At 68.4% G+C, this 25,704-nt stretch carries 30 protein-coding genes; 5 read left to right on the top strand and 25 right to left on the bottom strand.

Features of this window, described 5'->3' with window-relative positions; all coding sequences use genetic code 11:
* Positions 1-20: 20 nt before the first annotated feature.
* Complete coding sequence (locus tag E3T22_RS08710) at positions 21-935, bottom strand: EamA family transporter (RefSeq protein ID WP_241983645.1); 915 nt, start codon at positions 933-935, stop codon at positions 21-23.
* Positions 936-975: 40 nt separating this feature from the next.
* Between E3T22_RS08710 and E3T22_RS08705 the strand changes: the two genes are divergently transcribed.
* Complete coding sequence (locus E3T22_RS08705; protein ID WP_134480823.1) at positions 976-1,455, top strand: MarR family winged helix-turn-helix transcriptional regulator; 480 nt, start codon at positions 976-978, stop codon at positions 1,453-1,455.
* A 49-nt stretch (positions 1,456-1,504) separates the two neighbouring features.
* On the opposite strand, the gene E3T22_RS08700 is transcribed toward E3T22_RS08705, so the two are convergent.
* Together E3T22_RS08700 and E3T22_RS08695 are read right to left on the bottom strand one after the other, a co-directional pair.
* A complete protein-coding gene (locus E3T22_RS08700) occupies positions 1,505-2,071 on the bottom strand; it encodes a GrpB family protein (RefSeq protein ID WP_166789291.1) in 567 nt (188 codons plus the stop codon).
* 57 nt (positions 2,072-2,128) lie between these two features.
* Positions 2,129-2,578, bottom strand: coding sequence for an SRPBCC family protein (locus E3T22_RS08695; RefSeq protein ID WP_088456009.1), 450 nt, complete (start codon positions 2,576-2,578; stop codon positions 2,129-2,131).
* A gap of 69 nt (positions 2,579-2,647) precedes the next feature.
* On the opposite strand from E3T22_RS08695, the gene E3T22_RS08690 reads away from it, so the two are divergent.
* Entirely contained in the window at positions 2,648-3,169 is a 522-nt protein-coding gene (locus E3T22_RS08690; protein WP_088456008.1) for a GNAT family N-acetyltransferase, read from the top strand.
* 81 nt (positions 3,170-3,250) lie between these two features.
* Here the strand turns inward: E3T22_RS08690 and E3T22_RS08685 are convergent, their stop codons facing one another.
* The 5 genes from E3T22_RS08685 to E3T22_RS08665 all read right to left on the bottom strand — a co-directional run bounded on the left by E3T22_RS08685 (position 3,251) and on the right by E3T22_RS08665 (position 6,571).
* Entirely contained in the window at positions 3,251-3,691 is a 441-nt protein-coding gene (locus tag E3T22_RS08685; protein WP_134480824.1) for a hypothetical protein, read from the bottom strand.
* A gap of 94 nt (positions 3,692-3,785) precedes the next feature.
* Positions 3,786-4,694 (bottom strand): flagellar motor protein MotB, encoded by a 909-nt coding sequence (locus E3T22_RS08680; RefSeq protein ID WP_103479132.1) that lies wholly within the window; start codon positions 4,692-4,694, stop codon positions 3,786-3,788.
* Positions 4,691-5,494: a motility protein A gene (locus E3T22_RS08675; RefSeq protein WP_088456005.1), complete on the bottom strand. Its 804-nt coding sequence runs from the start codon at positions 5,492-5,494 to the stop codon at positions 4,691-4,693. Before E3T22_RS08675 ends, E3T22_RS08680 begins: the two co-directional genes overlap by 4 nt.
* Positions 5,495-5,761, bottom strand: a complete 267-nt coding sequence (locus E3T22_RS08670) for a flagellar FlbD family protein (RefSeq protein ID WP_088456004.1) — start codon at positions 5,759-5,761, stop codon at positions 5,495-5,497. It abuts the gene before it with no gap.
* Between the two features lie 105 nt (positions 5,762-5,866).
* Positions 5,867-6,571: a hypothetical protein gene (locus E3T22_RS08665; RefSeq protein WP_088456003.1), complete on the bottom strand. Its 705-nt coding sequence runs from the start codon at positions 6,569-6,571 to the stop codon at positions 5,867-5,869.
* A 137-nt stretch (positions 6,572-6,708) separates the two neighbouring features.
* Here E3T22_RS08665 and E3T22_RS08660 point away from each other — a divergent pair, with 137 nt between their 5' ends.
* Positions 6,709-8,358 carry an HNH endonuclease signature motif containing protein gene (locus E3T22_RS08660; protein WP_134480825.1) on the top strand — a complete coding sequence of 550 codons (1,650 nt, stop codon included), beginning with the start codon at positions 6,709-6,711 and terminating at the stop codon, positions 8,356-8,358.
* Between the two features lie 22 nt (positions 8,359-8,380).
* Here the strand turns inward: E3T22_RS08660 and E3T22_RS08655 are convergent, their stop codons facing one another.
* From E3T22_RS08655 to E3T22_RS08575, 17 genes are all read right to left on the bottom strand, one after another.
* Positions 8,381-9,571: a flagellar hook protein FlgE gene (locus E3T22_RS08655; protein WP_088456001.1), complete on the bottom strand. Its 1,191-nt coding sequence runs from the start codon at positions 9,569-9,571 to the stop codon at positions 8,381-8,383.
* Between the two features lie 131 nt (positions 9,572-9,702).
* A complete protein-coding gene (locus E3T22_RS08650; RefSeq protein WP_134409063.1) occupies positions 9,703-10,149 on the bottom strand; it encodes a flagellar hook assembly protein FlgD in 447 nt (148 codons plus the stop codon).
* A gap of 78 nt (positions 10,150-10,227) precedes the next feature.
* A complete protein-coding gene (locus E3T22_RS19195) occupies positions 10,228-11,814 on the bottom strand; it encodes a flagellar hook-length control protein FliK (protein ID WP_134480826.1) in 1,587 nt (528 codons plus the stop codon).
* A 260-nt stretch (positions 11,815-12,074) separates the two neighbouring features.
* Complete coding sequence (locus tag E3T22_RS08640; protein ID WP_088455998.1) at positions 12,075-12,788, bottom strand: C40 family peptidase; 714 nt, start codon at positions 12,786-12,788, stop codon at positions 12,075-12,077.
* Complete coding sequence (locus E3T22_RS08635) at positions 12,785-13,264, bottom strand: hypothetical protein (RefSeq protein ID WP_088455997.1); 480 nt, start codon at positions 13,262-13,264, stop codon at positions 12,785-12,787. The genes E3T22_RS08640 and E3T22_RS08635 overlap by 4 nt, the downstream gene beginning before the upstream one ends.
* Entirely contained in the window at positions 13,261-14,619 is a 1,359-nt protein-coding gene (locus E3T22_RS08630) for a FliI/YscN family ATPase (RefSeq protein ID WP_088455996.1), read from the bottom strand. The genes E3T22_RS08635 and E3T22_RS08630 overlap by 4 nt, the downstream gene beginning before the upstream one ends.
* Positions 14,616-15,293, bottom strand: a complete 678-nt coding sequence (locus tag E3T22_RS08625) for a FliH/SctL family protein (RefSeq protein WP_103461890.1) — start codon at positions 15,291-15,293, stop codon at positions 14,616-14,618. The genes E3T22_RS08630 and E3T22_RS08625 overlap by 4 nt, the downstream gene beginning before the upstream one ends.
* Positions 15,286-16,305, bottom strand: coding sequence for a flagellar motor switch protein FliG (gene fliG / locus E3T22_RS08620; RefSeq protein ID WP_370289794.1), 1,020 nt, complete (start codon positions 16,303-16,305; stop codon positions 15,286-15,288). The genes E3T22_RS08625 and fliG overlap by 8 nt, the downstream gene beginning before the upstream one ends.
* Entirely contained in the window at positions 16,302-17,918 is a 1,617-nt protein-coding gene (gene fliF, locus E3T22_RS08615; protein WP_103461892.1) for a flagellar basal-body MS-ring/collar protein FliF, read from the bottom strand. Before fliF ends, fliG begins: the two co-directional genes overlap by 4 nt.
* A complete protein-coding gene (gene fliE / locus E3T22_RS08610; RefSeq protein ID WP_103461893.1) occupies positions 17,918-18,229 on the bottom strand; it encodes a flagellar hook-basal body complex protein FliE in 312 nt (103 codons plus the stop codon). Before fliE ends, fliF begins: the two co-directional genes overlap by 1 nt.
* Positions 18,229-18,621 carry a flagellar basal body rod protein FlgC gene (locus tag E3T22_RS08605; protein WP_088455991.1) on the bottom strand — a complete coding sequence of 131 codons (393 nt, stop codon included), beginning with the start codon at positions 18,619-18,621 and terminating at the stop codon, positions 18,229-18,231. The genes fliE and E3T22_RS08605 overlap by 1 nt, the downstream gene beginning before the upstream one ends.
* The gene (locus tag E3T22_RS08600) at positions 18,621-18,962 is read right to left on the bottom strand and encodes a flagellar basal body protein (RefSeq protein WP_088457967.1); all 342 of its coding nucleotides are present in this window, start codon (positions 18,960-18,962) and stop codon (positions 18,621-18,623) included. Before E3T22_RS08600 ends, E3T22_RS08605 begins: the two co-directional genes overlap by 1 nt.
* Positions 18,963-19,114: 152 nt before the next feature.
* Positions 19,115-19,507 carry a hypothetical protein gene (locus tag E3T22_RS08595; RefSeq protein ID WP_088455990.1) on the bottom strand — a complete coding sequence of 131 codons (393 nt, stop codon included), beginning with the start codon at positions 19,505-19,507 and terminating at the stop codon, positions 19,115-19,117.
* Positions 19,494-19,988 carry a flagellar export chaperone FliS gene (fliS, locus tag E3T22_RS08590; RefSeq protein ID WP_241983644.1) on the bottom strand — a complete coding sequence of 165 codons (495 nt, stop codon included), beginning with the start codon at positions 19,986-19,988 and terminating at the stop codon, positions 19,494-19,496. The genes E3T22_RS08595 and fliS overlap by 14 nt, the downstream gene beginning before the upstream one ends.
* A complete protein-coding gene (gene fliD / locus E3T22_RS08585) occupies positions 19,988-21,316 on the bottom strand; it encodes a flagellar filament capping protein FliD (protein WP_134480829.1) in 1,329 nt (442 codons plus the stop codon). Before fliD ends, fliS begins: the two co-directional genes overlap by 1 nt.
* 149 nt (positions 21,317-21,465) lie before the next feature.
* Positions 21,466-22,308: a flagellin gene (locus E3T22_RS08580; RefSeq protein ID WP_088455988.1), complete on the bottom strand. Its 843-nt coding sequence runs from the start codon at positions 22,306-22,308 to the stop codon at positions 21,466-21,468.
* A gap of 84 nt (positions 22,309-22,392) precedes the next feature.
* Positions 22,393-23,328 (bottom strand): sigma-70 family RNA polymerase sigma factor, encoded by a 936-nt coding sequence (locus E3T22_RS08575; protein WP_088455987.1) that lies wholly within the window; start codon positions 23,326-23,328, stop codon positions 22,393-22,395.
* A gap of 399 nt (positions 23,329-23,727) precedes the next feature.
* On the opposite strand from E3T22_RS08575, the gene E3T22_RS08570 reads away from it, so the two are divergent.
* Positions 23,728-24,213 (top strand): flagellar protein FlgN, encoded by a 486-nt coding sequence (locus tag E3T22_RS08570; RefSeq protein WP_088457965.1) that lies wholly within the window; start codon positions 23,728-23,730, stop codon positions 24,211-24,213.
* 33 nt (positions 24,214-24,246) lie between these two features.
* Positions 24,247-25,698 carry a flagellar hook-associated protein FlgK gene (flgK, locus tag E3T22_RS08565; RefSeq protein ID WP_134480830.1) on the top strand — a complete coding sequence of 484 codons (1,452 nt, stop codon included), beginning with the start codon at positions 24,247-24,249 and terminating at the stop codon, positions 25,696-25,698.
* Positions 25,699-25,704 lie beyond the last annotated feature (6 nt).

Genomic DNA, 25,704 nt, shown 5'->3' with positions numbered 1-25,704 from the left:
CGGCCGGTCGGAAACGGATGTTAGCGGCGTCGGCAAAATTGCCGATGCCAAAGCCGTTTCTTTCGTAGCTTCGTCGGGCTGCAACGGGAAGGACTGACGACCGTTGTGACGGAAGCGAAAACGAGCGCGACGCCTGCGCCCTGGATCCAGGTCAGGGTCTCGTTGGCGGCGGCAAGCCCGATGGTCAGTGCGACGATGGGGCTGAGCAGGCCGAGGAATGCCGGGATGTGGGTGGGCAGCAGTTTGATGCCGCGAAACCAGAGCAGGTAGGCAAGCGCAGTACCGACGAGCGAGAGATACGTGTAGCCGGCGATGTTGCTCAGCGAAGGGGCGAGCGCCGGGAGGGGCTCAAGGACGGTGGTCAACAGTGCAAGGAAGAGCCCGCCGGCGAGCAGTTGCCACGCGGTGGTGACCAAAGGCGACTGACCGTCAGACCACTTCTTGGTGAGCACCACTCCAATCGCCATCGAGACCGCGCCCCCGATCGCAGCGGCCACTCCGATGGGGTCGAGGCCAGCCTGAGAGCGCAACACGATAAGCGCGACCCCGGCGAACCCTCCTGCACCGGCGACAAGCACTCTGCTCCCCACGCGCTCAGAGAGCACGCCGGATGCGAGCACCGCGATGAGCAGCGGCTGGATGCCGCCGACGACCGCAGCGACACCGCCGGGCAACCGTTCTGCCGCAACGAACAGCAGCGCAAAGAAGACACCGATATTGAGAATGCCCAGTGCGGCCGATTTCCACCACCACGCCCCGTGTGGCAGCTGGCGCGAGACGCCGAGCAGTACGACACCCGCGGGAAGCGCGCGCAGAGTGGCGGTGAGGAGGGGGTGTCCCCCAATGAGAAAAGTGGTCGATGTGTAATACGTCGTGCCCCACATCACGGGCGCGGCAGCGGTGACCAGGAGGAGAGACATTCGTTTGCTAAGCACTTAGCAATACTAGCTAAGTCCTTAGCTATAAGCTGAGTTCATGGATCATGTTGACCACATCATCGAGCAGTGGCGCATTGAACGACCCGATCTGGATCCGTCACCGATGGCCGTGATCGGACGTCTGAGTCGTGCAGCCGCGATAGTGGACGCGCGGCTTTCGGCGACCTTTGCAAGGCACGGCATCGATTCCGCCACTTTCGACGTCCTGGCGACCCTGGCGCGTCAGGGTGCACCGTATCGGATCAGCCCTGCAGCGCTGGCCGCAAGCAGCATGATCTCCAGCAGCGCCGTAGCGCAGCGTTTGAACCGCCTGGAGGCCGCGGGATTCATCACCCGGAAACCCAGCTCCCATGACGGTCGAGGAAAACTCGTGCAGCTCACGGAGCCCGGACATGAGCTGCTGAACAGGGTTCTCCCCGATCACCTCGCGGCCGAGGAGCGGATTCTTTCCCTGTTCACATCAACCGAGCGGGAGACCCTCGCTGATCTCTTGGCTCGACTCGCCCCCTCGGAGTGACTGTTCCGGCGGGAACCCCTCGGCCCGTTCCGGACCTGCTGACCCGGCATCAGCGTCCGCGCGCTGCCCTCGCTCGCGCTTTGATAGCCATGACGACCTCAGTCTTGGCGTCGGCGTAATCGTTCATGTCGTCCCACCGTTTGCTGAGCAGTTCCCTCTTGGTGTTCTCGTAGAGGGAGCGGTCTTCCGTATCGGAACGGAGATGATCACGCAGGAGGAGGTAGCCGTCCACGGCAGGATCGTCGTGTTCGAAGAGGTGCACATTCACGTCGCGTGCCGGCGTGCGCACGAGGCGATGTCTCGGTTCGCGGACCCGCAGTTCGTATCCGGCGTCCAACAGCGCATCCAGGTAGTCCTCTTCAGCGGTGATGTCGTCCACCGTGACCACGATGTCGATGATCGGCTTCGCTGCCAGTCCGGGGACGGAGGTGGAACCGATGTGCTGGATCCCGATCTCCCCTACCGTGGGAGCGTCGCTGATCCGCCGCCGGTGTTCCAGATAGGTGCCCGCCCAGCGCCCGTCATAGGGGTGGAGCTGGAGTGTGAGCGCCTCGGCTCCCCCGACCAGCTCGACGGTCGTGACATCGGGACGCCGCGGCTTGCGCATTCTGCTCATAGAGACATTCTCGCCCTCGAAATTCAGGGGTCGTGACGCACTTCGGTCACGGGACACCTAACGGACGATCTTCTGCAGAAACGCGTTTCTCTGCTCGATCAGTTTCCGCATGTAGTTGGCGAGCACCAAGCGTTCGACTACCCGACCGAGGAGCCCCAGGGGCGCCGCAAACGACACCCGATCAATCATGAGAGTGCCTTCTCCGTGCGGGCGAAATACGTGCTCGTGGGTGAAGTAGCGAAACGGCCCGCGCGTCTGTTCGTCGGTGAAACTTCGCGGCGAGCTCATGGCGGTGATCCGACTTGTCATTCGCAGAGGTAGCCCAAAGTGCCACGCACGCCAGGTGACGTCCTCGTTGAGGCCGATCAACCCACTGTGGACACCACCGACCGCCGTCTCCCGGAAACCCGACATGGAATCCGTGTGAGCGGTGATGTCCCGTGCGAGATCGAAGAGGCGTTCAGGAGCAAGCACGGACTCTGTGGCGCATTCGAACGAGACCGACATGGCGCACAATCTATCAGCGCGGTGAAGACGTGCCTGGTGAATTCGATCTCGGTGCGGGAGGCTGGAGGAATGAAATTCGGTGACTTGGGTGAGGGATATGCGCTGGTATTGCGCACCGAGGACAGTGTCACGGAAATGCGTGATCTCACCCTCAAAAACCTCGATCGACTTCGCGAGTGGGAGCCATGGGCTCAGACCGAGCAGACGTTGGAGGGAACCGCGGCGTATACACAATTCCAGCTCGAGCAGTTCGCCACAGGGTCCGCAGTGCCTGGGATGATCCTGCGCGGCGACACGGCCATCGGATCGGTATCTCTGAGAATCGATGCGTGTCTGCACACTGCCGAGCTTGGCTACTGGATCGACGAAGAAGCAGAGGGGCGCGGGGTAGTGACTCGCGCTTGTGCCCGGATGATCGAGCACGCGGAATCCGTTGCTGTTCGCCGCATTGAGATTCGAACGGCGGTGGGTAATAGACGTAGCGCTGCCGTTGCCGAACGGCTCGGGTTCGAACGAGAGGGAGTTCTTCGTCAGGCGTTGCCGATCGGCGCCGACAGGCTGGACGTCGTCATCTATGGACGCGTCTTGTGAGCACCTGTCTCACCGGTGCTCACTGAGAGAATATGCTGCGCGCGAGGGGTCTCGACCATCGTGCTGCTGCGGCTGCCAGCCTCACCGTCGGGGCACGGGCAGTGTGATTGCATCGACCGCTGTCTGAATCAGCAGCTCTCCGTCGATGGACTCAATCCCGGCGAGGTCCCATGTCCATCGAGCCACCCATTCCGTACCCGTACCCCCCTTGCCTTGGATCTCTCGTCCGATCGTCCGCATTGCTCTTGGCGGTGTCACTCGAATCTCCGCCAGCATCACCTGAGCACCGGATAAGGGAGGCGCTCCGGCGTAGCGAATCCCCGTGCGGGCCGCTGCGTCGAGATAGCGCTTGAGGGCCCGCCCGTAGACAGCATCAAATTGCCCTGTCGCGGCGGAAGTAATAGCCGTAGCTTCGAGCACAATCGCCGTGTTGGACGGGAAGAGCGTGGTTTCAGACCGGAATAGCGTGAGGAGCGCTTCAACTCCAGCGCTGGTCTTCAGAATGGTCTTGTCGTTGGCCATGAAAGACCTTCCTGACGGAGCCTGGAATTGAAGGTTATCCGGGCAAGCCTGTTCCTGGGCGGACGCTGCCCGGCCGGCGGCGGATTCCGGGACCTCAGTGGCCGGAGCTGACCACGGGTTTGTCACTGCCCGTCTTGTGGCCGCTCTTGGCCGGGACGCTCTTGGCCGGCGCCGTCTCGTCGGGCACGGCCGTGCCGTCGAGCACCGACGGGATCAGGGCACGCACGCTGTCTGGCTGATTGGAGAGCAGCACCACGTCGACCCTCCGGTTGCGGGCCATCGCGGCCAGGTCGTCACCGGTGTCCACCGGCCGGGCCGAACCGTATCCGATCGCGCCGATCCGGTCCTGGGCCACCCCGGTGCGCTCCACCAGGTGCCGCAGCACCTGGGTGGCCCTGGCGCTGGAGAGCTCCCAGTCGGTCGGGTAGTTGATGGTCACGCCGTGCCGGTCGGCGTGCCCCTCCACCGACACCCCGCGCTGACTGCCGGCCAGCACCGGGCCGATGGTGTCGAGCACCGAGACCGCCTGGCCGCTGAGGGTGGCGACGTTGGGTTCGAAGAAGGTCTCGGAGCCGATCAGGCCCACCGAGAGGCCGCGTTCGTCGATGGTGTACTCCACGAGGGCGTCGAGGCCGACCGCGCTGAGCGCCGCCTGCATGGCCGCTTGCACCGCGGTGAGGTCGTTGACCTCGGCTATCGCGAGATCGAGGTCGGTGAGACCGACATCCTGGTTCACCGCCGGGGTGTCGACAAGGTCGGCCGGCACCACGATGCCCTCCGCGGTGTCCACCTTGCCCACGTCCACCGCTCCGAAGCCCGTCGCCAACGAGTTCTTCAACTGCACGAACTTGGCCTGGTCCACCGTCGACATGGCGAAAAGCACGATGAACATGCACATCAGCACGGTGACCATGTCCATGTACGAGGCCATCCAGCGCTCGTCGACGTGCTCCTCGTGTTCCTCCTCGAGTCCGCGACCACGGCCCCGGCCGCGTCCGCTCACGCGGCCTTCTTGAGCGGCTTGGACGACGACTTTCCGGCCTTGGCGCCCTTGGCGGATGCCATCGGAACCATGGCCTGCAACCGCTCGCCGAGCAGGCGTGGCTGACTGCCGGCCTGCACGGCCAGCGCGCCCTCCATGAGGAGGATCATCCGCTCAGCCTCGATGTCGGAAAGCCTCTTCAGCCGGCTGCCGATCGGCAGCCAGAGGAAGTTCGCGGACAGGAGCCCCCAGAGCGTCGCAACGAACGCGGCGGCGATCATCGGGCCGAGGGTGGACGGGGTGTCGAGGTTCTCGAGAACGTGGGTGAGCGAGATCACGGTGCCGATGATGCCGACCGTGGGGGCATAGCCGCCGAGGGTGGTGAAGAATTTGGCCGCGTTACGGCTCTCCTTGGTGCGGGTGGCGATCTCGTCTTCGAGCAGGATGCGCAGCTCATCACCGTCGGTGCCGTCGGCGATGTTCTGCAGTGCCCCGCGCAGGAACGGGTCGGTGATCGTGTCGGCCTCCTGCTCGAGGGCGAGCAGCCCGGAGCTGCGCGCCTTCTCGGCCAGACCGACGACCTGGTCGATGAGCTTCTGGGGCGGGGTGGTCTTACCCAGGAAGGCACCGGGAAGCGCCTTGATGGCCTTGACGGTGTCGCGCAGGGTTCCGCCGGCGACGCCGACGGCGATAGTGGCGCCGAAAACCAGCACGATCGGGGCGGGCAACAGGATCGCGGTGATGTGCGAGCCCTCGATGGTGATCATCGCGAAGAGCGCGCCGAAGGCGAGCACGATGCCGATCAGGGTTGCGGGATCCATTTATATCCTCCGGGGGCGCAGGGGGACAACGGCGTCCGGCCGGGTGTCGGGGTCGACGACGGAACCATCTCCGGAGCTGTAGGCCAGGCCGATCACGTGCGCCCGGTAGGCCGCGATCTTCTCGATGACCTCGGCCAGGCTCTCGGTGACGATGAACTTGGCGCCATCCACCATCACGAGGGTGGTGTCGGGGTTGACGTGGATGCGTTCGATGAGGTCGGGATTGATCGCGAACTGACTGTCGTTCAGCCTGGTTACAACGATCATGGACCCGTCCCTGGTTCCCGGACGACTCCAGCAGCCGTCGACAACCACTGTCGGCTGCTCACTGCGTTGCGTTAGCGGCCGCGATGTGAGCCGGAGCCGTGCGGGCTAGAACGCAACCACGGTGGGCATCCCGTCGCCTTCGAGGACGGTCACCGAGAATGGCGCGCTGATCGTGGGTGCGCCGACAGCGGCCATCCCCGCCTGGCGGCTTGCGGCGTTGTCACCCATGATCGACACCACGATGACTCGGGGCTGAGTGGTGGGATCCGACCCGACCGTGAATCCTGCAGTCGATCTCAGTCCCGCCTCGTCGAGTGCATCGACGACCTGGCTTGTCACGGCGTCAGCGGCGGCCTGGTACTCGGTCGCAGAGAAGCCGAGGCCTTCGACGGTGGTGTAGGGCAGACCGGTAGCATCGAGCACCGCGATCGCCCCGGCCGGCGCATCGCCGGCGAAGCCCATCGTGAAGGTGTGCGACTCTCCGAAGTAGCAGTAGGCGTAGTCGTCGGCGAACTCGGTCTCGATGACACTCGCGGCGTCACCCAGAGGCTTCTGGTAGAGCGCCCACTCCTGCTCTTGAGGCGAGTAGTTCAGCTCGGCAAGGGTGTGGCCGGGGTAGATCTCCCGAGCCATGATGGCGTCATGGTCGGTGGCGAGCCCGGCCCCGGCGTGCTCGGTGACGCGCCACGGTGCCGCCGCTTCATTGGCCTCGCTGGTGCCCGGTGCCGGGGCCAGCGCAACGCCCAGGCAGAGCGCAGCCGCGGCGAGGATGGCTCCGGCCCGCGTGGCCCTGGCTGCTGCCGTTCTCATGTGTCCCCCATAGCCGATCGCTCGTGCGTCCATGAGGTCAAGCTAACGCACGGGGCCCAGGAATGGCCCAAAAAAGAGGTTATCCACAAGTTGACTTTTGCTCACACAAAGTTTCGGAATCGGGCTAGATTCGGGGCATGACAAACCAGTCGAGTATCGCAGACATCTTCGCCGCTTCCCGCGGCGATGGGCTGGTGGATGCGGCGGTCGACGTGGCCCGACTGGGCTCTTGCAGTGTCGATTACGACAAGCTCACGGATGCCGCTGTCCTGTCCGGTCAGCAGACCCTGGCCCGGGCCCAACGCGAGCTGGACACCCGCAAGGCGTGGCTGGCGAAGACCCTGTCCCAGCGTTCCCGATGGGAGCTGGGCCAGTCCGGTTTGGCTGCGCAGCAGGGTTTCCTCAATCCCGAGGGGTTGATTCAGAAGCTGACCGGCACGAGCAAGGTCGAGTCCCGCAAGCTCGTGGGGGTGGGCCGGATGCTCGCCGAGGTCGAAGTCGCCCAAGCGCAGGCCGCCGCGATCGACGCCGAAGCGGCCCGCCGGCTACTCGAGGGGGCGCTGGACCCGGACATCTCTGATGGGCTCGACGGGGTCGACGGGGTCGACGGCCACGGCGGGGTCGCTCCGGTCGTTCCGCTGCCGGCGCCGATGCCGTGGCACGCACCGATCTCGCACGCCGTGACCGGCGGCACCCTCTCGATCGATGCCGCGCACGCCCTACGCACCGGCCTGGGCGACATCGATACCGTCGTCACCGGCCCGGTCCTCGCCGACGCCCTCGCCGGGCTGCTCGCCGACGCCGCGGCGATGGACGTGGACCAGCTCCTCAAACGGGCCCGGCAGACGCGCGACAGCCTCGACGAGGCCGGCATTAGGGTGCGGGAACAGAAAGCCTGGGACGACCGCTACCTGCGCATCTGGACCCTGAACACCGGCCAGGTCCGCATCGACGGGCTCTTCCCGGCGGAACAGGGCGAGTTCATCAAAGCCACCTTCGACAGTCTCACCAGCCCCCGTCGCGGCGGCGTGCGCTTCGTCGACACCGCACGCGCCGCCTGGGCCAAACGCGTCAAGAACGACCCCCGCAACACCAGCCAAATCACCTGCGACGGTTTCATCGACCTCCTCAAAGCCGGCACCACCATCAACCCCAACGAGATGCTCGGCGGCCGCCGCCCCGCCGTGCAGATCCTCACCACCACCGCCACGACGGCCCGGCCCGCAGCGCCCGCGAAACCGGCAGGACCGGCAGAACCGGCAGAACCGGCCAACGCCGGCGAACCCGCCGCCGACAACGTCCTGATCTCCCTTCCCGGCCAAACCGGGCACGGCTACATCGAGGGCAACAACGCCCCGGTCTCCCCCGAAACCATCGAACGCCTCATCTGCGACTCGGGACGTGTTGAGATCACCGTCGACGAGTTCAACCGGCCCCTGGACCTCGGCCACGAACAACGCCTGTTCAACCGGGCCCAACGCCGGGCCCTCGCCGCCCGCGACGGCGGCTGCCGGTGGCCCGGCTGCGACCGCCCACCAGCGTTCACCGAAGCCCACCACATCGAACACTGGCTCAGAGACCACGGCAGAACCGACATCAACCAGGGTATCCTGCTCTGCCCCGCCCACCACCTGCTGCTCCACAACCAGCACTGGCAGATCTTCGAAAACACCGGCCGCTACTGGCTCCGCCCACCCACAACCATCGACCCCGGCCAAACACTCATCGAGATGCCCGGCCGCACCCGGGACGGGCCGCCAGAAACAACAGCACCGCCCAGGGCCTGATCAAGCCGGCACGTGCGCTGCGTTAACGCTTGAGGTTGGTGAGTTCCTGCAGTACCTCGTCGGAGGTGGTGATGATGCGGGCGTTCGCCTGGAAGCCGCGCTGGGCGACGATCAGGTTGGTGAACTCCTGCGACAGGTCCACGTTGGACATTTCCAGGGCTCCACCGGTGAGCGAGCCCAAGCCGGCGGAACCGGGAGCGCCGAGTTCGGCGGTGCCGGAGTTGAAGGTGGCCCGGTATCCGTTCGAGCCGGTCTTCTCGAGCCCGCCCGGGTTGGTGAAAGTGGCGAGGGCGATCCGGCCCAGCGCCTTCTGCTCACCGTTGCTGAACAGACCGATTAGGGTGCCGTCCTTGCCGAACGTGTAGGACTCGAGCGAGCCGGGGGCGCTGCCGTCCTGCGACTTGACCCCCACAGTGCTGATACCGGCCAGGCCGTTCAGCGCGCTGAGGTCCACGGTGATTCCGCCGGCGGCGGGGTCACCGATGACGAGTGAGCCGCCGGACGTCACGACGTTGCCGGTGAAGCCCAGCGTGGTCGTTGCCGCAGTGCCGCCATCGGTACCCGAGACACCCCAACCGCTGCCCGTCGCAGCCTTGGTGAAGGTTAGGGAGACCGTTCGGGCAGCACCCGAGGCGTCGTAGACCTTGATGTCCCGCAGCAGCTGCGTGCCTCCGACAGCATCAGAGGGCAAGGTGCCGCTCATCGCGACCGAACTCGTCGCCTTGCCCGGAACGACCGCGTTCAGCGGCAGGGACAGGTCCCCGACAGCGCCGCCCTCGTTGACCACGCCATCCACCGCGCCCCAGCCCTGCACGATCGCACCCGACGGGGTGACGAGGCGACCGGCGGAGTCGAAGTCGAAGGAGCCGGCCCTGGTGTAGATGGTCTCGCCGCCCTGCTGGGTGAGGAAGAACCCGTCGCCGGAGATGAGCATGTCGGATGCCTTGCCGGTAGCCTGCGACGACCCCTGCGCGAAGTTGGTGGCGATGCCGGCGACCTGCACACCGAGGCCCACCTGTGCCGGGTTGGTGCCGCCGGTCGTGGCGCCCGGGCCGCCGGCGCCCTGGGTGAGCTGCGAGAGGGTGTCCTGGAACTGGGTGGCCGAGCCCTTGAACGCCGTGGTGTTGACGTTGGCGATGTTGTTGCCGGTGACGTCGAGCATGGTCTGGTGGGCGCGAAGGCCGGAGATGCCGGAGTACAGGGAGCGAAGCATGGGTGCTGCCTTTCAGAAGGTGATGACGGAGTAGGGATGCGGCGACCCCGCCCGGTTTGCGGGAGTGTGTCGCGTTGGTGCAGATCGAGCTGGCGAGTGGCGGGCTCGCTGGGTGCGGGCGCGGAGCCGGATCACCCGGTGGGGGCGGTCACCCCCGAGATCGCGTCGAGAGCCACGCTGGCCGTGCCGACGGTGACCTGGGGCACCGGGCCGGCGTAGGAGACCGCTGACGCGATGCCGGTGACGCTCGCGCCGGTGGCATCCGTGTAGGTGACGTTCTGTCCGACGAGAGCGGCTGCGGCCGTGCGCATCTGCAGCGAGAAGTTCTCGTCCGCGGTGGTGGACAGCGCGGTGAGTTTCTCCATCATGGCCAGCTGGGTGGTCTGGGAGATCATCTGGTTGGTGTCCATGGGCGAACTCGGATCCTGGTTGCGCAACTGCGCCACCAGAAGCGACATGAAGGTCTCGGAATCGAGAGTCTGCTTGGGAGTGCGCACCGGTGTCGTCGAGTAGAGGCTGGCTCCGGCGCTGGAGTCGGCTGCGGCGGTGGACACGGAGCCGACGGCGTCGACGGTCATGGGTTCTCGTTTCTGGGAGGCTGCGTGCGGTGAGCGGTGCGTGGTGAGGTACAGGGCAAAGGGGTGCCGGGCGGCGGGTCAGGCGAGAACATCGATACGTCCCCTGGTCTGGTCGGGTTGGGTCGGGTCCGCTAGCGGGTCCGCGGCGTCGGCGCCGATCGGCGGGGACCGCAGCCACTGGTCGGGTGCACCGGATTCCCGGCGGCGGTCCTGGGCTCCGCGCGGATCTCCGCCGAGCGCCGCGTTGCCCTGGCCGGGCTGGTCGGCGGCGGGGCGGTCCTGCCGGCCCGACGAGCCGGCATCGCCGGGCTGGCTGCGCGTGGAGACGTCGAGGCTCGCCGACAGTGCGCCGCCGGCCAGGTCGCGGCGCAGGTCGGGCAGGATGAGCCGCAGGGCGTCCCGCGCGACGTCGGTGGGGGCGAAGAGCTCCAGACGGATGCCAGTGGCGCTGATCTGCGCCCGCACCAGGACCGGCCCGAGCTCATCGGGGGTGACGCTGATCGACATGGTGTGTTCGCCGGGTCCGGCGGCCGCCAGGGTGAACAGCGGACGGGCCACCTGGCTCGCCAGCGGCGCCGGAACGGCAGGACCGGTCGAGGGCGGCAGCGCCGGGGCACCGGCGGTTGAGCCGTTGACGGGTACCGCGGCCACCGGCCCGGAGGCGGCCGCCAGAGTGAGGCCGGCCGCTGGTGCCTCAGCGCCAGCGGGTTCGTCTGTAGCCGCACCGGGCGTCCGGGGCGACCCCACGGCACCGGCGGCGCCGGCGGCGCCGGCGGCAGTATCGGTCGCCGCAATCGCCGTCGTGCCAGCACCGGTGACTGCAGTCGCCGTCGCGGCAGGGCCGGTCGTTGCGGTGCCGGTCGCTGCAGTGCCGGTCGCGGCAGCCGCGGTGCCGGCAGAGGCGGTCGCGGCAGGGGCGGTCGCGGCAGGGGCGGTCGCGTCGGTGGTTGTCGCGTCGGTGACTGTCGCGTCAGTGGTGGTCGGAGCAGTGTCGGTCGCTGCGGCCGCGGTCAACGAGGTCCCGTTCGCGGCAGGGGTGGTCTCGGCAATGATGGTCGCGGCAGCGGCGGTCGCGGCACTAGGGGTCGCGGCAGTGGCGGCCGTTGCGGTCGCGATCAACGCGGCCCCGTCCGCGGCGGTGCCGTTCGCGGCAGTTCCGTTCGCGGCAGTTCCGTTCGCGGCAGTTCCGTTCGCGGCAGTTTCGTCCGCGGCAGTGCCGTTCGCCGCGGTGCCGATCGGGGCGATGCTGGTGTCGGTGCTCCCGGTAGTAGCGGGTGCTGCGTGCCCGGTGGCGGCGGTTCCCGCCGGCTGGCCCAAGGCCGGTGCCATCGGCGCAGCGGGGCCGGCTCCGGATCCGACACCGGCATCCCCCGCTCCGACCGGGGCGACGATGCCGGGGCCGATCGGGGTGGCGCCGGGATCGGCAGGTGAAGCCGACGCTTGGCTCATCCCGCCCGGCAGGGCTCCGGCCACGGCCGAACCTGATCCCGGCTGAGGTGACGCGACGATTGCGGAAGATACCGACGGCGACCCTGTGGGAAGGGACGCGGCAGGCGCAGACGCGAAGGGTTCGTCGTTGAGTTCAGCGTCGTCGCCGGGTTCAGTGTCGCTGAGTTCGGTGCGGCTCGCGGATGCGGTTGTGGTGGGTGAGGGCCGGGTGGGCACGGGCCTGCTGAGCGCGGTGCCACCGCTGGAAGGAACACCGCTACGGACAGCTCCCCCGGGCCCAGCACCGCCGGGGCCTGCAGAAGCTACGCGACGTGCCCCAACCGATCCGGCGCCGGATTCCGGACCGGACGCGGCACCGCGCAACGCTCCCGCGAACGCGTCGGCGCCGACGGCGGGATCCGGCTGGGAACCGCGGGACCCGCGACCGGGGGCGACCCCGGGCGCTCCCGGGGAACGAGGGAACTGCGTGGGCGCGGTCACGAGAGCAATCCAGACAGGGACAGTGCCGAAGCGGACGAGGAGCCGGTGGACGCGCTGCCGTTGGACGCGGCGCCGTTGAACATCGACGCGAATGCCGCCGTGAGCAGGTCGGTGGAGCTCGATGCCACGCTGGCGGTGGCCGCCTGATCGGGGATCACCCGGCGGATGGTGGTGATCTCGGAATCGTCCATGTAGGCATCCACCTTGCTGACCGTGCGCCCCTCGTATGGCGCGTGGATCACCTGGTTGTTGCCGGCGTAGATCAGGATGTGGTCGCCGCCGCCGGTGACGATGAGGTCACCGGGCTTGGCCTCGGCCAGCGACGCCACCTCGGTGCCGATGGTCATCTGCCCGGACACCAGACGGGGCACCTCGATGCCGAGGTCGGCGTAGACGCGTTGCACGAGACCCGAGCAGTCCATTCCGGTGCTGTCCTCGCCGCCGAAGACGTATGGCACGCCCAGGTACTTCTCGGCCGCCGCGACGACGCCGGCACCGGTCGCTCCCGAGCCGGCTGCGCCGGTGGTCGGGGCTGTCGTGCCGGTGGCCGCGGCGAGGGCATCGGCGAAGCTGGTCGCGGAGACTGACGACCCGGCCCCACTGCCGGCCGTGACGCTCGTCGCTCCGGTACCGCCGGCGACAAGGTCGTTGAGCTGCACCAGCCTGGCCTGAATCTCGCCCATCCGGCCGAGCGCTTCCACCATCGTCATCGCTTCTCCCCCGTTGGTGCCCCGGTGCCCGACGAAGCGGTGCCGGCTCGTTCGTCGCCCAGCCGTCGGTGCCAGCCGGTCGACGCTATCTCGTCGATGATGGTCTGTTCGGCGTGCAGGTCTTCGGCCGCGGCCAGGTCACCGTGGCGCCCCTCGAGCTTCTCCAGGCTCACGGCGGCGGACTTCCTCGACTCGAATTCGCGTTGCGCGTCGACGACGCCCTGCTGGGCGACCGCGTCGAGGGCCGCGAGTTCAGCCAGCATGCTGCGGGATGACGCCCGGGCGGCGGCGATCGCGTAAAGGGTGTCGGCGCCGGTGGCGCTGATCGGCAGGTGCTCCAGCGCGGCACGGGTCTCGTCGATGCGGGTCGCGGCGGCCCGTAGCCGTGCATTGGCGACGGCGAGGTCGCCCGCGGCCTGGTCCTGCTGCAGGTGGCGCAGGCGCAGCAGGCCGGCGAGAGAGAACTGGCGGGTCATCGGGCACCGCCCAGCAGCCGGGCCAGCGCGGCGAGTCTGTCCCAGGCCTCGGCGGCCGGGGTGTGCTCGTCCATCCGCTGCTGCAGGAACGCGGTGATGGCGGCGTCGTGCTCCACGGCGGCGTCGACCAACGGGTTGGTGCCGCGGCGATAGGCGCCAACGTCGAGCAGGTCCTGTGCGGCGCGCCGGGCGGCGAGCACCGCACGCAGGGTGCCGGCCACGGCGGCCTGCTCAGGCGTCGTCACCCGTGAGGCCACCCTGGAGATCGAGGCGAGGGCGTCGACAGAGGGAAAATGGCCGAGCACGGCAAGTTTGCGGTCGAGCACCACGTGGCCGTCGAGGATGGACCGGGCGGCGTCGGCGATGGGTTCGTTGTGGTCGTCGCCGTCGACGAGCACAGTGTAGATGCCGGTGATGGAGCCGGCCTGGTCGGTGCCGGCCCGTTCGAGCAGGCGGGCGAGCAGTGAGAACGTCGACGGCGGGTAGCCGCGAGTGGCGGGCGGCTCGCCCACCGACAGTCCGATCTCCCGCTGGGCCATCGCCACCCGGGTCAGCGAGTCCATCATCAGCATCACGTCGGCACCCCGGTCGCGGAACGACTCGGCGATGCGGGTGGCGACGAACGCGGCCCGCAGGCGCATCATGGCCGGCTCGTCCGAGGTCGACACGACGACGATCGACCTGGCCAGTCCCTCGGCGCCGAGGTCGTCCTCGAGAAACTCGCGCACCTCGCGCCCGCGCTCGCCCACCAGGGCGATCACCGACACTTCGGCATCGGTGCCGCGGGCGATCATCGACAGCAGCGACGACTTGCCCACGCCGGAACCGGCGAACAGGCCCATCCGCTGGCCCTTGCCCACGGTGGTGAGGGTGTCGAGCACCCGTACCCCCAGCTGCAAGGGCGACTGGATGCGCGACCTCGCCATGGCGGACGGGCTGGCGTGATCAAGGGGCACCCGCTGCTCCACGACGAGTGGTCCCTTGCCGTCGATGGGACGGCCGAGCCCGTCGATCACCCGGCCCAGCAGGCCGGAACCGGTCGGGACGAGGAAGCCGGTGCCGCCGCCACCGGCACGCACGGGGTCGCCGACCCGGATGCCGGTGAGCCTGGCCAACGGCATGCAGCGCATGCCATCGGGGGTGGTGGCCACGACTTCGGCGTCAACGCCCCCGGCACCGGTGCCTGCCTGCGATCCGGGTCCGCCGATCACGACGAGGTCGCCGATGGCGCCGTTCAGCCCGCGCACGTCCACGCTCAGGCCCACGATCGACGCGACCACGCCCACCCGCTCCGGGCGGGCCGCCGCCAGGGCTCTGGCCAGGCGGTCGGTGCTGTCCGGCCTAGTGAGGGTCATGACACGCCTCCGGCCAACGCCGCCCTTGCCCGCTGCAGGGCACTGCCGATGCGGGCGTCGAGGTAGCCGTCGGGAAACTCGCTGACGGCGTCGCCGCGGGACAGGCTCGCATCCGCCACCAGGGTGACGCCAGACCCGGCCAGCGCGGAGCCGTCGAGTGCGGAGCCGTCGAGGGCAGCGAGGTCGTGCGGGTTCAGCCGCACAGTGTGACCGAGAGACCCCGCTGCCCCGTCGGCCCGGGTGCGAGCCAGCGCCGAGCGCACCGCGGTCGCCTCGTCGGCGAGAGCGTGGCCGATGATCGCCTCGGCCAGGTCGATGGCGGCGCCGAGCAGGGTGTCTTCGACGTCGTGGAGCACCGGCACGGTACGGGTCTCGAGCGCGCGGACCACGGCGTTGAGCACCTCCAACGTGCGGTCGCGCTGCCGGCCGGCGGCCTGCATCAGCTCGGCATGCTCGGCCTCGAGCGTGGCCACCCGCGCGTCGACGGCCGCCGCCGCCGCCCGCAGTCCCTCGGCGTACCCGGCGGCGTGGCCTCTGGCCTGCCACTGGCGCTCGACCCTGGTGCGGTCGTCATCGCGTCCGATATTCCCCCCGGCGTCGGCGAGGGTGGGAAAGACCAGCGCCGAGAAGTCGGCATCCGGAACCCCAGCGCCGGTGCGTGCCGCGCTAAACAACGAAGTCATCCTCGTCGGCACGCTGCACGGTGATCGCGCCCTGGGCGGCCAGGTCGCGGATCGACCGCACGATGGTGGCGCGGGCCTCTTCCACCTGCGAGACCCGCACCGGTCCGAGGCCGGTGACCTCGTCGTTGAGGATCTCGCGGTTCCGCTCGGAGAGGTTGCGCTGGATGATGTCGACGACCAGCTCGGTGGACCCCTTCATGGCCACGGCCAGCACGGCGGCGTCGATGCCGCGCAGCACCAGCTGCACATCGCGGTTTTCCAGCTTGATGATGTCGGCGAAGGTGAGCATGCGGGAGCGCACCTCTTCGGCGAGCACCGGGTCGCGTTCATCCAGCGCCTCGAGCAGGGCCCGTTCGGTGTTGATGTCGGCGCGGTTGATGATCTCCACCAGCGGTTGCACACCGCCGACGACCTCGGCGGAGTCCCGCGACGCGGCGACGGCTCCGATGCGTTTCTTGAGGATGTCGGTGACCACCCGCACGGCCTCCGGCGTGGCCGGCCCTGTGGAGGCGATGCACTGGGCGACATCGGTGCGTACCGGGCCGTCCAGCCCGGAGAGGATCGCGGAGGCGTGTTCCGGACGCAGGTGGGCGAGCACCAGGGCGATGGTCTGCGGCAGTTCGCCGTCGAGAAGCGCGAGCACCTGCATCGAGTCGACGGTGTCGAGGAACTCGAATGCCTTGCCGGCCATGGAGGTCGCCACCCGGCTCATCACGCCGGCCGCCCGCTCGGCGCCGAAAGACTTCTCCAGCAGTCCGACCGCGACGGCGTGACCGCCGCGCGGGTTGCGGGCGCCGATGGTGGTGAGTTCGTGGAACTCGGCTACGGCGCTGTCCATGACCGACGCGTCGACCCGGCGCAGCTGCACGATTTCGGCGATGATCTCGGCCGCCTCGACCTCGGAGAACTGCTTCATCACCTCTGACGCGCGTTGCTGGTCCATGGTCATCAGGACCACGGCCACCTTCTGGGTGCCGGTCAGGCCGGTCTTGGCGTCCATCATGCGGGCTGCCGATCGTCCATCAGACCGCGCAGCATCTCGGCCGCCATCTGCGGGTCACGCAGGGCAAGGGCGTCGATGTCGGCCACCCGCTGGTCGCCGCCGCTGGGCAGGGCACCGCCGCCGGCGACCGGGTAGACCTCGGTGGGCGTGGAGTCGATGAACAGTGGCGCCATCTGCGGCGGCAACGACAACGGCACCGTCGGCGCATCCAGCGCAGACCGCGCCTGCACCAGGTCACTCAGCTCGATGGCCTTGCGGCTCTGCCGGCGTGAGCGCCTGGCATAGAGGATCAGCCCGAGCACAAAAGCGATCACGGTGCCAGCCACGATCAGCCCCACCTGCAGGATGCCGGCATTGCGGGCGGCCTCTTCGGCCGCGGCGGCCTCGGCCAGCGCCGCAGCCGCGGCGTCGGCGCCGGCGGCGTTGAAGCTCACGACCTCCACGGTCACGGCGTCTCCCCTGGCTACGTCGATGCCGGCGGCGGAGGACACCAGGCTGGTCAGGTCGGTCACGTTGAGGTCTTCGGCGACCGCGGCGTTCACCGCCACCGACACCGTCTGCCGGTTGATCTCCCCTGCGGGCACCGTGCGCGTTTCGGTGACCTTGTTGATGGCGTTGTTACGGGTGGTGTCCTCGCTGGTGAAGGTGCCGTCCGCCGTGGTCTCGGCCGGCACGGCGATGTTGTCGGGTCCGAGCACACCGGCCGCGGCATCCCCGGCACCGGAGTAGGACTCTGTCGTCACGGCCTCGTTGAGCGCCGGGGCGTTCTCGGGAACCGCGAAGGTCTCCTCCACGACCTGGGCGCTCTGGTTGCTCATATTTGCGGCGACCACGACGGTGGCGTTGCCGGGTCCCACGACCTTGTCGAGCATGGCCTGCACCGAACCGCGCACCCGTTCCTCGTAGTCGCCGGCCTGCTGGCCGGCCGACCCCGTGGCCCCGACGCCCACGGCGGAGAGCACGACGCCGGCCGCGTCGATGACCGCGACATCCGTGGGCTTCATGCCGTCGATGGAGGCGCTGGTGAGGTGCACGATGGCCTGCACCTGCTCGGCGTTCAGGGTGACGCCGTTCCGGGTGCCCACGAAGACGGATGCGGTGGGATCATTGGTCTCCTCGGTGAACACCGTGGCCTCGGGGATCGCCAGCCGCACCGAAGCGGTCTGCACACCCTTCATGGCCTCGATGGTCGCGGCGAGTTCGCCCTCGAGGGCCCGCTTGTAGGTGACCGACTGCTGGAACTCGGAGGCGGTGACCCCCATGGTGTCCAGCAGCGAGTAGCCTCCGGTGCTCGACGTCGGCAGGCCGGCGGCGGCGGATTTGAGCCGCTGGTCGTAGACGTCGGCCTCCGGCACCAGGATGGTCGCTCCCCCGTCGCTCAGCTCGTAGGCGACACCGTCGGTGCGCAGCTGCTCCACGATGGTGTTGGCGTCGGAGCCGCTCAGTCCCGAGTACAGCGGGGTGTACGCCGGTTGGGTGGCCCACATCGTGAGCGCGGCCGTGCCCAGGGCGAGCACGGCGACCCCGATGATGGCCATGGTGCGCTGGGCGACGGTGAATTCGCGGACGGCGTTGCCCAGGCGACGGAACACCGAGGTGATCTGAGCGGGCATCAGGCCTGCATTCTCATGATGTCGTTGAACGCTTCGACGCCCTTGTTGCGCACGGCAGCGACGAGCTCAAGGGTGACCGCGGCGCGTGAAGACGCGATGGTGGCGGTGTGGATGTCGTCGAGGTCACCCGTCACCGCCTGGATGGCGTAGCTGTTGGAGGTGGACTGCAGCTGCTGGAGGTTGTTCACCGCGCCGGTCAGGGCGCTGGCGAAGCCGGTGTCAGAGGATTCGGTGGCGCCCGTGGCCGTGCTGGCGGGCAGGTACGACGTGGCGCTGACGGCGGGCACGGAGCCGATGGCGGGGATGGTCATCAGTTGCGTCCGATCTGCAGGGCGGCTTCGTAAGAGGTCTTGGCGCGGTCGATGACGGCGGCGTTGGCCTGGTAGCCGCGCTGGGCCATGATCAGCTCGCCCATTTGCTCGGCCATGTCGATGTCGGGGCGGCGCACGTAGCCGTCGGCATCCGCGATGGGGTTGTCGGGTTCGTAGACGAGCAGGCCCTCGGCGTCGCCCAGCGCGGCGCCGGCCACGTAGGCACCCGAGACGCCCTCACCCTCCTGGGCGACGATGTACCGGGCCTGGAAGGCATCCCCGGAGGTGGCGGTCGCGGTGTTGGCGTTGGCGATGTTGTCGGCGACAGCGTCGAGCCACTTGCGGTGCAGGGTGAGACCGGTGCCGGCGATGCCGAGAGCGTCGAGGCCCATCAGCTGGTCCGGAGCGCTGCGCGCATGCTCGAGTCGGCGCCCGCCACGGCCTGGGCGGCGAACTGGTAGCGCAGCACGGTGTCGATGTTCGAGACCGTTTCGGTGTCGAGGTTCACGTTGTTGCCGTCGAGTCTGGTCGGCTCCAGCGAGCGTGCGGTGCTGGCCGCGGTGTGGCCGTCGCCGTCCCGCACCGACTGGGCGAGGGCGTCCTCGAACGAGACCCGCTGGGCCTGGTAGCCGGGGGTGTTCACGTTCGCGATGTTGTTCGCGATGGTGCGCTGGCGCAGGGCCAGTCCGTCCAGGGCGCTGGTCAGCGCCGCGGTGGTCACGGATTCAATCACGCAGGGGCCCGATTCGTCGTCAATGTTCCGGACGGCCGATCCGTGGCCTGTGATGAGCAATCCGTGCTCATCCGTAGCTATCGGCCGTCGACGAGCGTTCGTTAGGACGTTTCGGGATATTTGTCAGGGAATCTGTCAGAAATTCTGCCGGGTCAGCCCGCGATATCCAGATAGACCGGCTGGTCGGAGAGGTGGGTGGAGAGGATGGTGCGCACGGCGGCCAGGTGGGCGCCGGCGGAGCGGCGGGCATCCTCGATCTCGCGGATCAGTTCGAGCTGGCCGGTGAGCAGCACCCGCGCCCGTTCCTCGAGTTCGCGCGGGAGCTGGCCGATGTGTTCGGGGGCACGCCACTGCACCCCGGTCACGAGTTGGCCGCCCTGGGCGGAGAGCACGGCGTCCCGGGCACCGCTGCCCAGGCTGGTCTCCAGCTCGTCGAGCACCTGCAGCCATTCGGCGTTGCTGGTGCGCGGCTCCCCCGGCGCGGCGAGGCCCGAACGGGTGCTGTGGGGCCGGGCGCTGCTGGAGTGGACCTCAGGCGACTCCACGGTAGCCCTCTCCGCTCGCCGCGGTCGGCGTCGCCGGCAACGCAGCGGCCGCTTCGTGCCAGGCCTGACGCAGCGGCTCGAGCAGAACGATGCTCTCCCGGGTGCGGGCAACGTCACGGTGGATGTTCGCACCGATCAGCGCGTTCGAGACGTAGGTGTAGATGGCGAGCAGCCCGTCGGCTCCGTCCCACGCGGTGACGTTGAGCGAGGTGGTGAGTTCGTCGACGATGGCCTGCGCGTGCAGCAGGTTCTCGGAGGCGATCGGCCAGTTCTCGCCGTCCTGGGCGGCCTCGGCGCGGTCCAGGTCGAGCATCAGCCTGTCGTAGAGCATGGTGAGCAGGCGCACCGGCGTGGCCGACAGCACGGCCTCACGGTTGAGCTGGGCGCGTTTGCCCTGTGCGGCGGCCAGCTTGGCCGCCGAAGGCTGGGCTGACTGCTGTGGCATCGAAAGCTGGTGGGGTGGGAACAGTGCGGTGGTCATCAGCTGGAGCTCCCTGTGTAGGTATCGGGTAGTGAATTGATCTGCGAGGTGAGCCAGGAGGACTGCGTTTTCAGCTCACCCAGCCTGGATTCCATGGCCGTGTAGACCCGTTCGAGCGAGGTGCGTTTGGCCGTGAGCCTCAGGTCCCAGTCGCTGATCTCCAGGCCCATCGTGCGCACCTGGGACTGCTGGCTGGTGATGGTGGTGGTGAGGGTGCCGTCGTATTTGTTCGATGCCGTCGCCGCGGCCGACGCGACCCGGCCGGAGATCTCCTGCACGGTTTTCATCACGCCGGCCGGGTCCTTGGCCAGGGCAGCGGCGAACTTCTCGGCGTCGAATTCCAGGGTGCCGCTCTTGGTGATGCTGATGCCGATCTCCGACGGGGAGCGCCCGTCCACGGGCATCGACGCGGCGGTGAGCAGGTTCTGGTTGACCGTGCGGATGGTGCCGTCGCCGGCGAAGAGCCCGGCGGTGGTGACGCTCTTACCTGTGGAGTCTGTCGTGGTCGACACGGCCGACCGGTTGGTGATGACGGCGAAGATGTCGTTGAGGCCGCTGACCAGGCCGCCGGCGATCTTGGTGATGGCGGCGTCGTCCCGTGTCACGGTGAGCGTGACCGGTGTGGTGGAGACCGCTTGGACGGTCATATCCAGGCCGGGCAGCAGGTTGGTGAAGGTGTTGCTGCCCGAGGTGATCGTCTGTTCGGCCGCGGTGCCGGCCCACAGCGTGACCTGGGCATCCTGGGCGGCCTTGACCTGGGTGGTCGGGACCGTGCCGCCGGTGAGAGTGAAAGACGCGGCGGCGCCGGGGGCGGCACTGCTGAACTGCACGCGGAAGCCGTCGGCGCCCACGGCGACCTTGGTGGCGGTGATGCCGAGCCCGGCCGCGTTGACGGCGGTCACGACGTCGTCGAGCGATGTGGAGGCCGGGGTGAGCACGGTGGCTTTTCCGGCCGCGTCGGTGAGGGTGAGGGTGGCGTCGGGCCAGGCGGTGAGCGGCCCGGTGACGGTGACCTGGTTCTGCGCGAGCCGGCCGACGGTGATGTCGAGCACGCCGGCGGCGGCGCCGGTGCTCGTGGTCGCGGTGACCTGGCTGGAACTGCTGGTGGCGGTGTAGAGGTCGTAGCTGGCGGGTTTGGCGGCCTTGGTGGCGGCGTCGTTGAGAGCGGCGACCTGGGTGTTCAGGCCCTGCACGGCGGTGGTGTAGTTCTGGGCGGCGGAGACCTTGCCCTTGAGCAGGGTCTGCGGGATCGCCTCGACCGCGATGAGGTTGTTGATCAGGGTCGTGGTGTCCTGGCCGCTGATCAGGCCATCGATGGAGAGTCCCATGGCGCCGTGTCCGTTCCGTTGTCTGCGGGTGTGCGAGTGGCCGGCGGCCCGCTCGGTCTGAGGTCCAGGTCAGATCGTGCGTGCCACCGGCCGATTCCCGGTCAGTCGACTCTGCGGCTTTTGGGCCGGTCGGTCGGTCAGTCCGTGATTTAGCGCAGCAGCGAGAGAACGCCCTGGTTGGACTGGTTCGCCTGCGCGAGCATGGCGGTACCGGCCTGCGACAGGATGCTGGAGCGGGTGTACTTGACCATTTCCTCGGCCATGTCGGTGTCGCGGATACGCGAACCGGCTGCGGTGAGGTTCTCCTTGGAGACGGCGAGGTTGCGGATGACGCTCTCGAACCGGTTCTGGTCGGCACCGAGCGAGGCGCGCGAGGTGGACACAGCGGTGATGTGGCCGTCGATCGTGTTGATCGTCGCGAGTGCCGCTGCGGAGTCGGCGAAGCCGGCTGTCGCGAGTCCGGAGACGGCGGTTCCGATGGCGGAAACGTCGGTGAGCTTGACGTCGATCTGGTCGGCTGCGGCGGTGCCACCGGCGCCGATCTGGAACGTCAGGTCGGTGGTCGCAGCCGCCGTGTTGAGCAGCTTGGTGCCGTTGAAGTTGGTCGACTCGCTGATGCGGGTCAGCTCCAGGCCCAGCGCCGTGACCTCGGTGGCGATGGCGTCGCGGGACTTGGCGTTGTTCGAGCCGTTACCGGCCTGAACGGCGAGGTCACGAACGCGCTGCAGAATGGTCTGCACCTCGCTCAAAGAACCTTCAGCGGTCTGGATGACCGAGACGGCGTCCTGGGCGTTGCGGCTGGCGACCGTGAGGCCACCGACCTGCGACTTCAGTCCCTCGGAGATGGCCAGACCGGCCGCGTCATCGCCTGCGCGGTTGATGCGGAGGCCGCTGGAGAGGCGTTCGAGCGACTTGGCCATGTCGGTCTGGGTCGAAGCCAGGTTGCGGTAGGTGTTGTTCGCCGCGAGGTTGGTGTTGATCTGCATACCCATGATGTGTTCCTCCGTGATTGGGTGGTGTGCGCCGGCCCATCCATGGGCTGACACTGAGACCTATCGGCCCCACCCCGCGGCGCGTTAGCCGTTGCTGGAGAAAAGTTCGCGGCTGTCGAGCGTGACCGCCTCCGCGTGGGCGATATCGGTGACGCCGGCCAACCCGTCGACCGTGTAAGCCATGGGAGCGGCGGGGGCCGCGGAGAGGACGGGAACTGCGGCCGGCATCCTGTCGTGCGCCAGGTGGGCCATGCCGAGCATCGCCTGGTCGGCCATCCGCGATAGGTAGGCGCTGCGGCGAGCCGGCGCCACGGTGGACTCCGGTACGAAGTCGGCCTCCGCGTCGTCCGCGTAGTGGGTGCCCAGGCCGTCACGCAACAACCGGATGGCCTCCGAGCGTTGCTGGGACACGGCGGAGTGGGTGATGCCGAGGCTAGCTGCGATCTCCTTGACCGAGCGGTCCTCGAAGTAGACCTGCTCGATGATCAGCCGCATCCGCTCGGGCAGCGCAGACACGCCCGCTCGCAGGTAGGCGAGTCGCTCGGCAGACAGCAGGGACTCCTCGGGGAGCACGGTGTCGGCGACGAGGAACTCGGCGGTGCTGTCGTCGAGGGTGCTCAGCGTGCGCTCGGAGTCGGCCAGGCCGGCCAGAGCGGTCTCGCGGTCCACGCCGAGCGCGGAGGCGATCTCGTCGACGGTGGCGCTGCGGCCGAGCGCGGAGGCGAGGGTCTCCTGCACCTGGCGGGTGTCCTTGATGCGGCGGCGGGCCATCCGGGTGGCCCAGTCGTTGGAGCGCATCTCGTCGGCGAAGGCGCCGATGATGCGGCGGCGGGCGAAGGCGCCGAACGGCACGCCCAGGTCCGGGTCGAACGCGTCCGCGGAGGTGATCAGGGCCAGAGAGCCGGCCGAGGCCAGGTCGTCGCGGGAGAGGTGGCGAGCCTTGGCCCAGACTTCGGAGACGAGATAGCCGACGAGGGGCAGGTTGTCGACGACAAGCCGGTTACGTTCCGAACGGTTCAACGGTTGCCCTCCTGGTTGGTGCCGGCGTTGTTCTCGCTGACGGTGAGCGCAAGACTGGTTCTGCGCTTCACTGCCGGGTAAGCACGCGTGGGGGGTGACGTCGTATCAAGAGCGCAAACAGCCCGCCGGAACAGGGGTTCGGGTCCCGTTTCGGTGTGTTTTCGCCTAGCTATTACGGTAACAACCGCGCTTGTTGATTCTGGCGTAGGCGTGCCCCCAGAACGGGGCTTACGGTGTCCTCTCTTTAGAGGACTCGGCCACCGGAAATCGGGTCCCGCGTGCGCGGTGTGACCAGAATGCCGCTAACCAACCGGGAGAACCGGCCGATAGTACCCCCGAACGAGCATGGGCTCGTACGATGGACCATCGGGTTTTCAACAGCGGGAGGGCAGTGACGACATGGGCGCCAATGAACTGTCCGCCCTGCTGTGGCGCGAACGTGAACTGCTCGAACTGCTCGTTTTCAAGCTCGACGAGGAACAGCTGTTGCTCAGCGCCGGCCGCACGCGCTGGATTCAGCACGCCACCCGCGAGGTGGAGCAGGTACTCGAGCTGGTGCGCGAGGCCGGCCTGGGCCGATCGGTCGAGGTGGCCGCGGTCGCCCAGGAGTGGGGCACCTCACCGGACGCCACGCTGAGCGAACTGGTCCAGCAGGCGCCCGCCGGCCCGTGGGGCGACATCCTCACCGCGCATTTGACGGCCATGACCGAGCTGATCGCGCAGATCCGCAGCCTGCGGGACGTGAACGAGCAGTTCCTGCGTTCGGCCGCGCGTTACACCCAGGAATCCCTGGCCGGCGTCGACGCGCAGGCCACCACCTACGATTCCCGCGGTGCCTCCGGGGCTCAGAGCGCCGGTGCCCGACTCTTCGACCAGAGCCTGTGAGACTTCCGCGATGACTCCACCACTGAGGACCCCATGAGCACATTCGGCGGGTTGAACACCGCATACTCCGGACTCGTCGCGGCACGCGCCGGGCTCGACGTGGTGGGGCAGAACATCGCCAACGTCAACACCGAGGGCTACACCCGCCAGCGGGTGACGACCTCCGCCACCAACGCCGCAGCGCGGGCCGGCCTCGTCGCCTGGGGCGCGACCCCCGGCACAGGAGTATCCGTCGACGGCATCGCGCGCCTGGGCAGTGCCACCCTGGATGCCAAGGTTCGGGCGACCGCCGCGACCGCCGGCTACACCGCCGTGCGCGCCAATGCCCTCGGCTCGGTCGAGAACTCGCTCAAGGAACCCGGCGTCAACGGGCTTTCCCACCAGCTGCAGGAATTCTGGGCGGCCTGGCAGGATCTGGTCAACGGGGCCGACCCCGCCGCATCCGCCGGGCTGCTGCTCGGCGAGGCCGGCCAGCTCACCAGCCAGATCACCGCCGGATACCGCGCCGTGACCGACGAATGGGCCGTTGTACGCGGCAGCGCCGATGCGCTGGTCACCGAGGTCAACGGGGCCGCGGCGCAGGTGGGCGAGCTCAACGGCATCATCCGCCAGACCCTCGCCTCCGGCGGGTCGGCCAACGAACTCATCGACAAGCGTGACGCGCTCACCGCCACGATCTCCGCCATCACCGGGGCCAGCGTGCGCCCCCAGGCCAACGGCACCGTAGACGTCCTGATCGGCGGAAACCCCCTGGTATCCGGTACCGACGTGCAGACCCTGGCGGTCGTCGGTCCCACGACCATGCCCACTGCATCCGATGCCACCAACGCGGTGCGCGTGGTCTGGACCCACCGCCCCGAAACCGTCGGGATCGATGGCGGCGAACTTGCTGGCGCACTCTCTCTGCTGGGACCCGCGGATTCGGCCGGTACCGGCGGCGCGCTTGCCCAGGCCGCGGCTTCGTACAACGGATTCGCAGTGCATCTGGCCGACACCGTCAACGGTATCCACCTGGACGGGGTCACCAGCACCGGAGAACTCGGCGGGAAGTTCTTCGAGTACGTCAACGGCAATGCCGCCGCATCGCTGAGAGTGGTACCCACGAATGCCGACGAGATCGCCGCTGGCGCCGTCGGTGCCGGGGCAGCCAACGGCGCCAACGCCGACAAGATCGCCCAGCTCGGTACCACGCACGCGGTGGACAAGGATGGGCTCCCGGTCTCCTCCCCCAACTCGGTCTGGTCCGAATTCGTCACCAGGCTCGGCGTCGCCACCGGCATCGAACTCGCCCAGGCATCGTCGGCGAACCTGTCGGCCACCGCCGCGGTCACCCTGCAGCTGTCCAACTCCTCGGTCGACATCGACGAGGAGAACGTCAACCTGCTGACCTTCCAACACGCCTACCAGGGCGCCGCCCGGGTGATGACGGCCGTGGACGAGATGCTCGACACCCTGATCAACCGCACCGGACTGGTGGGAAGGTAGCCGATG

This window comes from Cryobacterium sp. TMB3-10, assembly GCF_004402305.1.
Lineage (GTDB): Bacteria > Actinomycetota > Actinomycetes > Actinomycetales > Microbacteriaceae > Cryobacterium > Cryobacterium zongtaii.
This window is presented reverse-complemented; position numbering and strand designations above follow the sequence as displayed.